At 70.5% G+C, this 12,578-nt stretch carries 12 protein-coding genes; all 12 read left to right on the top strand.

Going from position 1 to position 12,578, the window contains the following annotated elements:
- The first annotated feature begins 2 nt into the window (after nucleotides 1-2).
- The gene (locus ACFY1J_RS16625; RefSeq protein ID WP_390705547.1) at nucleotides 3-887 is read left to right on the top strand and encodes a glycosyltransferase family 2 protein; all 885 of its coding nucleotides are present in this window, start codon (nucleotides 3-5) and stop codon (nucleotides 885-887) included.
- Between the two features lie 83 nt (nucleotides 888-970).
- Nucleotides 971-1,900 (top strand): ABC transporter permease, encoded by a 930-nt coding sequence (locus ACFY1J_RS16620; protein ID WP_390705548.1) that lies wholly within the window; start codon nucleotides 971-973, stop codon nucleotides 1,898-1,900.
- Entirely contained in the window at nucleotides 1,893-2,672 is a 780-nt protein-coding gene (locus ACFY1J_RS16615; protein WP_390705549.1) for an ABC transporter ATP-binding protein, read from the top strand. The genes ACFY1J_RS16620 and ACFY1J_RS16615 overlap by 8 nt, the downstream gene beginning before the upstream one ends.
- 361 nt (nucleotides 2,673-3,033) lie before the next feature.
- Complete coding sequence (gene hpnC / locus ACFY1J_RS16610; protein WP_390705550.1) at nucleotides 3,034-3,936, top strand: squalene synthase HpnC; 903 nt, start codon at nucleotides 3,034-3,036, stop codon at nucleotides 3,934-3,936.
- Nucleotides 3,933-4,886, top strand: coding sequence for a presqualene diphosphate synthase HpnD (hpnD, locus tag ACFY1J_RS16605; RefSeq protein ID WP_390705551.1), 954 nt, complete (start codon nucleotides 3,933-3,935; stop codon nucleotides 4,884-4,886). Before hpnC ends, hpnD begins: the two co-directional genes overlap by 4 nt.
- Nucleotides 4,886-5,026 carry a DUF6380 family protein gene (locus tag ACFY1J_RS16600; RefSeq protein WP_390705552.1) on the top strand — a complete coding sequence of 47 codons (141 nt, stop codon included), beginning with the start codon at nucleotides 4,886-4,888 and terminating at the stop codon, nucleotides 5,024-5,026. Before hpnD ends, ACFY1J_RS16600 begins: the two co-directional genes overlap by 1 nt.
- A complete protein-coding gene (hpnE, locus tag ACFY1J_RS16595) occupies nucleotides 5,023-6,450 on the top strand; it encodes a hydroxysqualene dehydroxylase HpnE (protein WP_390705553.1) in 1,428 nt (475 codons plus the stop codon). Before ACFY1J_RS16600 ends, hpnE begins: the two co-directional genes overlap by 4 nt.
- Nucleotides 6,451-6,518: 68 nt before the next feature.
- A complete protein-coding gene (locus ACFY1J_RS16590; protein ID WP_390706232.1) occupies nucleotides 6,519-7,583 on the top strand; it encodes a polyprenyl synthetase family protein in 1,065 nt (354 codons plus the stop codon).
- A 118-nt stretch (nucleotides 7,584-7,701) separates the two neighbouring features.
- A complete protein-coding gene (gene shc / locus ACFY1J_RS16585; RefSeq protein ID WP_390731393.1) occupies nucleotides 7,702-9,735 on the top strand; it encodes a squalene--hopene cyclase in 2,034 nt (677 codons plus the stop codon).
- Nucleotides 9,735-10,376, top strand: a complete 642-nt coding sequence (locus ACFY1J_RS16580) for a 1-hydroxy-2-methyl-2-butenyl 4-diphosphate reductase (protein WP_390705555.1) — start codon at nucleotides 9,735-9,737, stop codon at nucleotides 10,374-10,376. Before shc ends, ACFY1J_RS16580 begins: the two co-directional genes overlap by 1 nt.
- Before the next feature lie 5 nt (nucleotides 10,377-10,381).
- Nucleotides 10,382-11,407, top strand: coding sequence for an adenosyl-hopene transferase HpnH (hpnH, locus tag ACFY1J_RS16575; RefSeq protein WP_363298584.1), 1,026 nt, complete (start codon nucleotides 10,382-10,384; stop codon nucleotides 11,405-11,407).
- A 4-nt stretch (nucleotides 11,408-11,411) separates the two neighbouring features.
- Nucleotides 11,412-12,569 carry a flavodoxin-dependent (E)-4-hydroxy-3-methylbut-2-enyl-diphosphate synthase gene (gene ispG, locus ACFY1J_RS16570; protein WP_390705556.1) on the top strand — a complete coding sequence of 386 codons (1,158 nt, stop codon included), beginning with the start codon at nucleotides 11,412-11,414 and terminating at the stop codon, nucleotides 12,567-12,569.
- Nucleotides 12,570-12,578: the final 9 nt, after the last annotated feature.

Raw genomic sequence — 12,578 nt, 5'->3', positions numbered from 1 at the left:
CGATGACGTCTTCACTGAAGGTCGGCGCGGTCGTCATCACCATGGGCAACCGCCCCGACGAGCTGCGCGCCCTGCTCGACTCGGTCGCCAAGCAGGACGGCGACGCGGTCGAGGTGGTCGTCGTCGGCAACGGCTCGCCGGTGCCGGACGTCCCCGAGGGCGTGAGGACGCTGGAGCTGCCCGAGAACCTGGGCATTCCGGGCGGCCGCAACGTCGGCACAGAGGCCTTCGGGCCGGGCGGCCGGGACGTCGACATATTGCTCTTCCTCGACGACGACGGCCTCCTCGCCCAGCACGACACCGCCGAGCTGTGCCGGCAGGCCTTCGCCGCCGACCCCGAACTCGGCATCATCAGCTTCCGCATCGCCGACCCGGACACCGGCGTCACCCAGCGCCGCCACGTCCCGCGGCTGCGGGCCTCCGACCCGATGCGCTCCTCCCGGGTCACCACCTTCCTCGGCGGCGCCAACGCCGTCCGCACCCGGGTCTTCGCCGAAGTCGGCGGGCTGCCGGACGAGTTCTTCTACGCCCACGAGGAGACCGACCTCGCCTGGCGGGCCCTGGACGCCGGCTGGATGATCGACTACCGGTCCGACATGGTGCTGTACCACCCCACGACCGCGCCTTCCCGGCACGCGGTCTACCACCGCATGGTCGCCCGCAACCGCGTCTGGCTGGCCCGCCGCAACCTTCCCGCCCCCCTGGTCCCCGTCTATCTCGGGGTGTGGCTGCTGCTCACGCTGCTGCGCCGGCCCTCGCGCCCGGCGCTCAGGGCCTGGTTCGGCGGGTTCAAGGAGGGCTGGGCCACTGAGTGCGGTCCCCGCCGGCCCATGAAGTGGCGTACGGTGTGGCGGCTGACCCGACTGGGCCGGCCTCCGGTCATCTGACAAGCTCGACCTGGGGCGCCACGTATCGCGCGGCGAAGCGCGGACGGCCTCGAAGACGAACTCGAAGACGAAAGTTTCCACCCGTGAGTGAGACAACGCATGACGCCGGGGTCGCGGTGAACGCGGCTCCGTCGCCCGACGAGGGACTGCCGGCCGCCCAGCTCGCCGCCAAGTACGGGCTCGCCGTGAGCGGTGCCCGCCCCTCGCTCGTCGAGTACGTCCGACAGCTGTGGGGCCGACGGCACTTCATCCTCGCCTTCTCGCAGGCGAAGCTGACCGCCCAGTACAGCCAGGCCAAGCTCGGGCAGCTCTGGCAGGTGGCCACCCCGCTGTTGAACGCCGCGGTGTACTACTTCATCTTCGGGCTCATCCTCAAGGCGGACCGGGGCATGTCGCACGACGTGTACATCCCGTTCCTGGTGACGGGTGTGTTCGTCTTCACCTTCACGCAGAGCTCGGTGATGGCCGGCGTGCGCGCGATCTCCGGCAACCTCGGCCTGGTCCGCGCCCTGCACTTCCCGCGTGCCTCGCTGCCCGTCTCCTTCGCGCTGCAGCAGCTCCAGCAGTTGCTGTTCTCGATGCTGGTGCTGTTCGTCGTCGCGGTCGGCTTCGGCAGCTACCCGGACCTGTCCTGGCTGCTGATCGTCCCGATCCTCGCTCTGCAGTTCCTCTTCAACACCGGTCTCGCGCTGATCATGGCGCGGGCGGGTTCGAAGACCCCGGACCTCGCCCAGCTGATGCCGTTCGTGATGCGTACCTGGATGTACGCGTCGGGCGTGATGTTCTCCATCCCGATCATGCTGGCCGACAAGCCGCAGTGGGTGGCGACCGTCCTGCAGTGGAACCCGGCCGCCATCTTCATGGACCTGATGCGCTTCGCGCTCATCGACGGCTATGGCTCCGAGAACCTTCCCGAGCACGTCTGGGTGGCCGCGGGCGGCTGGGCCGCGCTGCTCGCCGTCGGCGGCTTCGTGTACTTCTGGAAGGCGGAGGAGAGGTACGGCCGTGGCTGAGCAGGACCAGCGGGAGCTCATCCCCACCGTCATCGCGGACGAACTGCACATCGTCTACCGGGTCAACGGCGCCAAGACCGGCAAGGGCAGCGCCACCGCCGCGCTCAGCCGCATCCTCAAGCGCGGCGAGGAGCGGGGCGTGCGCAAGGTGCACGCCGTGCGGGGGGTGTCCTTCGTCGCCTACCGCGGCGAGGCCATCGGTCTGATCGGCTCCAACGGCTCCGGCAAGTCCACGCTGCTGCGTGCCATCGCCGGTCTGCTGCCCGCGGAGAAGGGCAAGGTCTACACCGACGGCCAGCCGTCCCTGCTCGGTGTCAACGCGGCCCTGATGAACGACCTCACCGGGGAGCGGAACGTCATATTGGGCGGGCTCGCCATGGGCATGTCCCGTGAGGAGATCAGGGAGCGCTACCAGGACATCGTCGACTTCTCCGGGATCAACGAGAAGGGCGACTTCATCACCCTGCCGATGCGCACCTATTCCTCCGGCATGGCGGCCCGTCTCCGCTTCTCCATCGCCGCCGCCAAGGACCATGACGTCCTGATGATCGACGAGGCCCTGGCCACCGGCGACCGCAAGTTCCAAAAGCGCTCCGAGGAACGCATCCGGGAACTGCGCAAGGAAGCCGGCACCGTGTTTCTGGTCAGTCACAACAACAAGTCCATCCGCGACACCTGCAACCGCGTCCTGTGGCTGGAGCGCGGCGAGTTGCGCATGGACGGACCGACCGACGAGGTGCTCAGGGAATACGAGAAGTTCACGGGCAAGTAGCCCGGTTCCGCCCAGGGCCCTGCCGGAACCTTTCCGGCGGGGCCCTGCGTCTGCAAAGGAAACGTCAACTCCGGCTTCTCTTAGGAATCTTGACGCCAATCGGTGTGTTGTTGTGATGTGCAGGACACCCCGACGGACCCAGCTGCGTTGTACAACGTAAGCTGTACCGGTCCCCGAAAGCGGCAAGTGGGGCGATAATACGCGACACCCACCGTCAGGGGCGCTCCACCGACGGCGAGGCGGCGTGTCCGAAATAGTGTGTATTGGGTCGGCAGTGTAGAACGGGAGATGTGACGGCAATGGCTACGGAAACTCCCCAGCTCAACGCAGCATGTGCCGTCCACGCCCCGGGCAGCGTGCGGTGACGGCGACCGGTACGCCGCGCACCCTGGATCCCGAGCGCGGCACCCTCGACAAAGCCGCGGACGAGAACTTCCCGGTGGCCCCGTTCTTCCTGCCCAGAGCCTGGCGCGACGACCTCATGGCGGTGTACGGCTTCGCGCGTCTCGTCGACGACATCGGCGACGGCGACCTGGCACCCGGCGGCGCCGACGCCCGTCTGCTCGGCGTGTCGCCCGCACAGGCCGAGGACCGCCTGCTGCTCCTCGACGCCTTCGAGGCCGATCTGCACCGCGTGTTCGAATCCACCCCGCACCACCCCCTGCTGCGCCGCCTCCAGTCCACGGTGCGCCGGCGCTCCCTCACCCCCGGGCCCTTCCTCGGCCTGATCGCGGCCAACCGCCAGGACCAGCTCGTCAAGCGGTACGAGACCTACGACGACTTGCTTGCCTACTGTGAGCTGTCCGCCAACCCCGTCGGCCGCCTCGTCCTCGCCGTCACCGGAACCTCGACCCCCGAGCGGATCCGCCTCTCCGACTCGATCTGCACGGCCCTCCAGATCGTCGAACACCTTCAGGACGTCGCCGAGGACCTCGGCCGCGACCGGATCTATCTGCCCGCCGAGGACATGAAACGCTTTCAGGTCCAGGAGGCGGATCTCGCCACGACAACCGCGAGCGCATCGGTGCGCGCACTGGTTGCATACGAATCAGAACGCGCCCGCGGTCTCCTGAATGAAGGCGCCCCCCTGGTGGGTAGCGTCCACGGCAGGTTGAGGCTGCTGCTCGCGGGGTTCGTGGCGGGGGGAAGGGCGGCGATCCGCGCGATCGCCGCCGCTGAATACGACGTACTTCCCGGCCCGCCCAAGCCCGGCAAGGTCCAGCTGCTGCGCGAGGTGGGCGTGTCTCTGCGAGGAGAGGGGTGATCCGGACCGTGGAGTCTCCGCCACACGTGTCCTCACCGGTACTCGCCGCCTACAGCTACTGCGAGGCCGTCACCGGGCAGCAGGCCCGTAATTTCGCGTACGGCATCAGACTGCTGCCGACGCCCAAGCGCCGCGCGATGTCGGCGCTGTACGCCTTTTCCCGGCGCGTCGACGACATCGGCGACGGCGCGCTGGCGGACGAGGTCAAGGTCGCGCGCCTGGAGGACACCCGGGCCCTGCTCGCCCGGATCCGCGAGGGCGCGGTCGGCGAGGACGACACCGACCCGGTCGCCGTCGCCCTCACGCACGCCGCCCGGGCCTTCCCGGTCCCGCTGGGCGGCCTGGACGAACTCATCGACGGCGTCCTCATGGACGTACGCGGCGAGCACTATGAGACCTGGGACGACCTGAAGGTCTACTGCCGTTGTGTGGCCGGCGCCATCGGGCGGCTCTCCCTCGGCGTGTTCGGCACGGAAGAGGGGGCGCGCGGTGTCGAGCGGGCACCCGAGTACGCCGACACCCTCGGTCTCGCGCTGCAGCTCACCAACATTCTCAGAGACGTCCGCGAGGACGCCGAGGGCGGCCGTACCTATCTGCCCGCCGACGACCTCGCGAAATTCGGCTGCTCGGCCGGGTTCAACGGGCCGACACCACCGGAGGGCTCCGACTTCGCGGGCCTCGTGCACTTCGAAGTGCGACGGGCCCGCGCCCTTTTCGCCGAGGGCTACCGGCTGCTCCCCATGCTCGACCGGCGCAGCGGCGCCTGCGTCGCCGCCATGGCCGGCATCTACCGCCGTCTGCTCGACCGCATCGAGCGCGACCCGGAGGCCGTGCTGCGCGGCCGGGTCTCGCTGCCCGGACGCGAGAAGGCCTATGTGGCCGTGCGCGGCCTGTCCGGCCTCGACACCCGTCGGCACGCGTCCCGGCGGACCGTCAGGAGGCGCGCCTGATGGACAATACGGTCCAAGGTGACTCCACCGGAGAAAAACGGCACGCAACCCTCCGGTGCGGTGCGGCGTCCCTGACTGCGACGGCCTGCCGTGCACTGTTCAACCACCACGGCGGGCATGCACGGGAGGACGCGCGATGAACGACGGCAGGCAGGCCGACGAGCCGCACGCCGGCACGCCGGGGGGCACCGGGCGCAGTGCCGTCGTGGTCGGCGGCGGACTGGCCGGGATCACGTCCGCGCTCGCGCTCGCCGACGCGGGCGTCCGCGTCACCCTGCTCGAAGGCAGGCCTCGCCTGGGCGGGCTCGCCTTCTCCTTCCGGCGCGGCGAGCTGACCGTCGACAACGGCCAGCATGTGTACCTGCGCTGCTGCACCGCCTACCGCTGGTTCCTCGACCGCATCGAGGGAACGGCGCTGGCACCACTGCAGGATCGTCTCGACGTGCCCGTTCTCGACGTCGCCAAGCCCGAGGGCCGACGGCTCGGGAGACTGCGGCGCGACGCCCTGCCCGTGCCCCTGCATCTGGGCCGGAGCCTGGCCACCTACCCGCATCTCTCGCTCGCCGAGCGGGCGGGCGTGGGGCGTGCCGCGCTCGCGCTGGGGGGGCTCGACCTCGCCGATCCGACCCTGGACACGCAGGACTTCGGCAGCTGGCTGGCCGGGCACGGCCAGTCGGCGCGTGCCGTCGAGGCCCTGTGGGACCTGGTCGGGGTCGCCACCCTCAACGCGGTCGCGGGCGACGCCTCGCTGGGGCTCGCCGCGATGGTGTTCAAGACCGGTCTGCTGTCCGACCCGGGCGCGGCCGACATCGGCTGGGCGCACGTCCCGCTGGGCGAACTGCATGACCGCCTCGCCCGCAAGGCGCTCGACTCCGCGGGCGTCCGTACCGAGGTCCGTACACGCGTCACCTCCGTCTCCATCAACGAAAACGGGAGTTGGAGCGTTCAGGTTCCCGGCGAGACGCTGGAGGCGGACGCCGTCGTCCTCGCCGTACCGCAGCGCGAGACCCACGAGCTGCTGCCGCCCGGCGCCCTCGACGCCCCCGAGAACCTGCTGGCGATCGGCACCGCGCCGATCCTCAACCTCCATGTCGTCTACGACCGCAAGGTGCTCGCCAAGCCGTTCTTCGCGGCCCTCGGCACCCCGGTGCAGTGGGTCTTCGACCGCACCGAGGCCTCCGGGCTGCGCACCGGCCAGTACCTCGCCCTGTCCCAGTCCGCCGCGCAGGACGAGATCGACGAGCCGGTCGCCGTGCTGCGCGAGCGCTATCTGCCCGAGCTGGAACGCCTGCTGCCCGTCGCCCGCGGCGCGCGGGTGCAGGACTTCTTCGTGACCCGGGAGCGCGCCGCGACGTTCGCTCCCACCCCCGGCGTCGGGCGGCTGCGGCCCGGCGCCCGCACCAAGGCCCCCGGCCTGTACCTGGCCGGAGCGTGGACCGCCACAGGGTGGCCCGCGACCATGGAGAGTGCGGTCCGCAGTGGAGTGAGTGCGGCCGACGCCGCGCTGAGCGCCCTGGGCCGGCCCCGCCCCAGCCACCTCTTCGGCTTCGAGGAGGCGGCGTGATGCTCGATCAGCACCCGGCAGGCCCCCGCACCCCCGGTACCGCAACAAGAGGAGAGACTGTGCCCACTGTGCCCCCGGCCTCGAAGGCCGCTCGCGAGAGAGCGGTGGACGTGACCGCGCTCCTGGAGCGCGGTCGGACCCTGGCCACACCGGTACTGCGGGCGGCCGTCGACCGGCTGGCCCCTCCCATGGACACCGTCGCCGCCTACCACTTCGGCTGGATCGACGCGCAGGGCAACCCCGCCGACGGAGACGGCGGCAAGGCCGTACGCCCCGCTCTCGCCGTGCTCTCCGCCGAGGTCACCGGCGCCGCCCCCGAGGCCGGCATCCCCGGCGCGGTCGCCGTCGAACTGGTCCACAACTTCTCGCTCCTGCACGACGACCTGATGGACGGCGACGAACAGCGCCGCCACCGCGACACCGTCTGGAAGGTGCACGGCCCCGCCCAGGCCATCCTGGTCGGCGACGCCCTGTTCGCCCTGGCCAACGAGATCCTCCTGGAGCTCGGCACCGTCGAGGCCGGCCGCGCCACCCGCCGGCTGACCACCGCCACCCGCGCCCTGATCGACGGTCAGGCGCAGGACATCTCCTACGAGCACCGCGACCGGGTCAGCGTCGAGGAGTGCCTGGAGATGGAGGGCAACAAGACCGGTGCGCTGCTGGCCTGCGCCAGCTCCATCGGCGCGGTGCTCGGCGGCGCCGACGACCGCACCGCCGACACCCTGGAGAAGTACGGCTACCACCTCGGCCTCGCCTTCCAGGCCGTCGACGACCTGCTCGGCATCTGGGGCGACCCGGAGGCCACCGGCAAGCAGACCTGGAGCGACCTGCGCCAGCGCAAGAAGTCCCTGCCGGTCGTCGCCGCGCTCGCGGCGGGCGGACCCGCCTCCGAGCGGCTCGGCGAGATGCTCGCCGCCGACGCCAAGAGCAGCGACTTCGAGAACTTCTCCGAGGAGGAGTTCGCGGCCCGCGCCGCCCTCATCGAGGAGGCGGGCGGCCGCGAATGGACCGCCGAAGAGGCACGCCGCCAGTACACCATCGCCATCGAAGCCCTCGACGCCGTCGACATGCCCGCCCCGGTACGGGACCGGTTCGCGGCGCTCGCCGACTTCGTCGTCGTACGAAAGAGATGATCACTATCGGTCGAATAGCCCTCGCGTAGTCGCCGGCCGGTGGCGCGAGATCCGACGCGTACCGGCCGACGGCGGACCCACAGCAGCACGACTCGCACGACTGCACGAAGGGGAAGCCATGACAGCGACGACCGACGGAAGCACCGGGGCCGCCTTGCCGCCCCGGGCCGCCGCGGCCAGCGAAACCGACATCAGCACACCCGTGGCGGCCGGGGTGCAAGAAGCCGCCGAACGCGCCGTCGGGCTCGCCACCGATTTCCTGCTCTCCCGGCAGGACGCGGAGGGCTGGTGGAAGGGCGACCTCGAGACCAACGTCACGATGGACGCCGAGGACCTGCTGCTCCGTCAGTTCCTGGGCATCCGCGACGAGGCGACGACCCACGCCGCCGCGCTCTTCATCCGCGGCGAGCAGCGCGCGGACGGCACCTGGGCCACGTTCCACGGCGGCCCCGGTGAACTCTCCACCACCATCGAAGCCTATGTCGCGCTCCGCCTGGCGGGCGACGCGCCCGACGAGCCCCACATGGCCCGCGCCTCCGCCTGGATCCGCGAGCGGGGCGGCATCGCGTCCGCCCGGGTCTTCACCCGGATCTGGCTGGCCCTGTTCGGCTGGTGGAAGTGGGAGGACCTGCCCGAACTACCGCCGGAACTGATCTACTTCCCCAAGTGGATGCCGCTCAACATCTACGACTTCGGCTGCTGGGCCCGGCAGACCATCGTGCCGCTCACCATCGTCTCCGCCAAGCGCCCGGTGCGGCCCGCGCCCTTCCCGCTCGACGAACTGCACACCGACCCGGACCGTCCGAACCCGCAAGGGCCCCTCGCCCCGGCCGCGAGCTGGGACGGTGTCTTCCAGCGGCTGGACAGGGCGCTGCACCGGGCGCGCCGGGTCGTACCGCGCAAGCTGCGCCGGGCCGCGATGAACTCCGCCGCCCGCTGGATCGTCGAGCGGCAGGAGAACGACGGCTGCTGGGGCGGCATCCAGCCGCCCGCCGTGTACTCGGTGATCGCGCTGTACCTGCTCGGCTACGACCTCGAACACCCGGTGATGCGTGCGGGACTGGAGTCGCTGGACCGGTACGCCGTGTGGCGCGAGGACGGCGCCCGGATGATCGAGGCCTGCCAGTCCCCGGTGTGGGACACCTGCCTGGCGACCATCGCGCTCGCCGACGCGGGACTGCCCGCCGATCACCCGCAGCTCGTCAAGGCCGCCGACTGGATGCTCGGCGAACAGGTCGTCCGGCCCGGTGACTGGTCCGTACGGCGGCCCGGACTCCCGCCGGGCGGCTGGGCGTTCGAGTTCCACAACGACAACTACCCCGACATCGACGACACCGCCGAGGTGATCCTCGCCCTGCGCCGGGTCCGGCACCACGACCCGGAGCGGGTGGAGAAGGCGATCACGCGCGGAGTGCGCTGGGAAGTCGGCATGCAGTCCCGCAACGGGGCCTGGGGCGCCTTCGACGCCGACAACACCAGCCCGTTCCCCAACCGGCTGCCGTTCTGCGACTTCGGCGAGGTCGTCGACCCGCCCTCGGCCGACGTCACCGCGCATGTCGTCGAGATGCTCGCGGTCGAGGGCCTCTCCCACGACCCGCGCACCCGGCGCGGCATCGAGTGGCTGCTGGCCGAACAGGAGCCGAACGGCTCGTGGTTCGGCCGCTGGGGCGTCAACTACGTCTACGGCACCGGGTCCGTGGTGCCCGCGCTGACCACCGCCGGGCTCCCCGCCTCGCACCCGGCGATCCGCCGGGCCGTGACCTGGCTGGAGAGCGTCCAGAACGACGACGGCGGCTGGGGCGAGGACCTGCGCTCCTACAAGCACGTCAAGGAGTGGAGCGGCCGCGGCGCCTCCACCGCCTCGCAGACCGCGTGGGCGCTGATGGCGCTGCTCGCGGCGGGGGAGAAGGACTCCAAGGCCGTCGAGCGCGGCATCCAGTGGCTGGCCGAGACCCAGCGGGAGGACGGCTCCTGGGACGAGCCGTACTTCACCGGCACCGGCTTCCCCTGGGACTTCTCCATCAACTACCACCTCTACCGGCAGGTCTTCCCGCTCACCGCACTCGGCCGCTATGTGCACGGCGAGCCCTTCGCCGACCAGCACACCGCGAAGCTCGCCGAGCAGCGCCTCGCCGAGGCCAAGGGGAGCTGATGAACGCACAGCCCGCCCCGGCCCCGCTGCTGATCGCCTGCGCGCTCGGCATCGAGCGGCTCGCCCTGCGCACCCGCGACCACGGCGGAGCCGGCGGGCCCGTCACCGTCCTGCGCACCGGCATGGGGCCCGAGGCGGCGGAACGCTCCGTCAGCCGCCTGCTGGCCGATCCGGCGTTCGCCGGCGCGGCCGTCCTGGCCACCGGCTTCTGCGCGGGACTCGCCCCCGGCATGCACCCCGGCGACCTGGTCGTCGCCGAGGAGACCCGGGACCCGCGCGGAAACGTCCCGTGCGTGGGCACCGACCTGCTCGTCGAGGAACTCGTGCGCACCGCGCCCGGGCGCACCGTCCACACCGGGCCCCTCACCGGCTCCGACCATGTCGTCCGCGGTCAGGAACGCTCCGACCTGCGCGCGACCGGCGCGATCGCCGTCGACATGGAGTCGGCGGCGACGCTGCTGAGCGCCGTCCGCGCAGGCGAGCGCCCGGTTGCGGCCGTACGGGTGGTCGTGGACGCACCAGAACATGAACTCGTCCGGATCGGCACGGTGCGCGGTGGAATATCAGCTTTCCGCGTCCTTCGTTCAGTGATTCCCGCTTTCTTCGAATGGCACCGTTCTTTGCTGCTCCCCCGGAGGTGAGCCAGATGGCCATGCCGCTGCGTCAGTCCATCAAGGTCGCTACGTACCTGTTCGAACAGAAACTGCGGAAGCGGGACAAGTTCGCGCTGCTGGTGGAGCTGGAACCGCTGTTCGCCTGCAACCTCAAGTGCGAGGGCTGTGGCAAGATCCAGCATCCGGCGGGCATCCTCAAGCAGCGCATGCCCGTCGCCCAGGCCGTGGGAGCGGTGCTGGAGTCCGGTGCCCCGATGGTGTCCATCGCCGGCGGCGAGCCGCTGATGCACCCCCAGATCGACGAGATCGTACGGCAGTTGGTGGCCCGGAAGAAGTTCGTCTTCCTCTGCACCAACGCACTGCTGATGCGCAAGCACATGGACAGGTTCAAGCCCTCGCCCTACTTCGCCTGGGCGGTGCACATCGACGGGCTGCGGGAGCGTCACGACGCCTCGGTGGCCAAGGAGGGCACCTTCGACGAGGCGGTGGAGGCCATCAAGGAGGCCAAGCGGCGCGGCTTCCGGGTGACCACCAACTCGACCTTCTTCAACACCGACACCCCTCAGACCGTCGTCGAGGTGCTGAACTTCCTCAACGACGACCTGCAGGTCGACGAGATGATGCTCTCGCCCGCCTACGCCTACGAGAAGGCTCCCGACCAGGAGCACTTCCTCGGCGTCCAGCAGACCCGTGAGCTGTTCAAGAAGGCCTTCGCGGGCGGCAACCGCCGGCGCTGGCGGCTCAACCAGAGCCCGCTCTTCCTGGACTTCCTGGAGGGCAAGGTCGACTTCCCGTGCACGGCGTGGGCGATCCCGAGCTACTCGCTCTTCGGCTGGCAGAAGCCCTGCTATCTGATGAGCGACGGCTATGTGGCCACGTACAAGCAGTTGTTGGAGGAGACCGACTGGGACGCGTACGGCCGCGGCAAGGACCCGCGGTGCGCCAACTGCATGGCGCACTGCGGCTACGAGCCGACCGCCGTCCTGGCCACCATGGGCTCCCTGAAGGAGTCGCTGCGAGCCGCCCGCGAGACCATGACCAGCGGAAAGCAGAAGTGATGTGATGACCGCCATTCCCTTGGGCGTCCCCGAGGTACCGGCCCGGCCGATCGCCGAGCGGCGCGCGTCGCGGCAGATCCATGTCGGGCCGGTGGCGGTCGGGGGCGGGGCCCCGGTGTCGGTGCAGTCGATGACGACGACCCGTACGTCGGACATCGGCGCCACCCTTCAGCAGATCGCGGAACTGACCGCGTCCGGCTGCCAGATCGTGCGCGTCGCCTGCCCGACCCAGGACGACGCGGACGCCCTCGCGACCATCGCCCGCAAGTCGCAGATCCCGGTGATCGCGGACATCCACTTCCAGCCGAAGTACGTGTTCGCGGCCATCGAGGCGGGCTGCGCTGCCGTGCGGGTGAACCCCGGCAACATCAAGAAGTTCGACGACCAGGTGAAGGAGATCGCGCGGGCCGCGAGGGACCACGGCACGCCGGTCCGTATCGGAGTCAACGCCGGCTCGCTGGACCGGCGGCTGCTCCAGAAGTACGGCAGGGCCACCCCCGAGGCGCTGGTGGAGAGCGCGCTGTGGGAGGCGTCCCTCTTCGAGGAGCACGGCTTCAGGGACATCAAGATCTCCGTCAAGCACAACGACCCGGTGGTGATGATCGAGGCGTACCGGCAGCTGGCGGCGCAGTGCGACTACCCGCTGCACCTGGGCGTCACCGAGGCGGGCCCGGCCTTCCAGGGCACCATCAAGTCGGCGGTCGCCTTCGGCGCGCTGCTCTCGCGGGGCATCGGCGACACGATCCGGGTGTCCCTGTCGGCGCCGCCCGCCGAGGAGGTCAAGGTCGGCATCCAGATCCTGGAGTCGCTGAACCTCCGGCCGCGGCGGCTGGAGATCGTGTCGTGCCCGTCCTGCGGCCGCGCCCAGGTCGACGTCTACAAGCTGGCGGACGAGGTCACGGCGGGCCTGGAGGGGATGGAAGTGCCGCTGCGCGTGGCGGTCATGGGGTGCGTGGTCAACGGCCCCGGCGAGGCGCGCGAGGCGGACCTGGGGGTGGCCTCCGGCAACGGCAAGGGCCAGATCTTCGTCAAGGGCGAGGTCATCAAGACCGTGCCCGAGTCCAAGATCGTGGAGACCCTCATCGAGGAGGCGATGAAGATCGCCGAACAGATGGAGCAGGACGGCGTCGGGTCCGGAGAGCCCGCCGTCACCGTGAGCTGAACAGCACGG

Origin of the sequence: Streptomyces sp. NPDC001406 (genome assembly GCF_042895285.1) — a bacterium.
Lineage (GTDB): Bacteria > Actinomycetota > Actinomycetes > Streptomycetales > Streptomycetaceae > Streptomyces.
The sequence above is the reverse complement of the archived record's forward strand: the minus strand, read 5'-3'. Positions and strand labels throughout refer to the sequence as shown.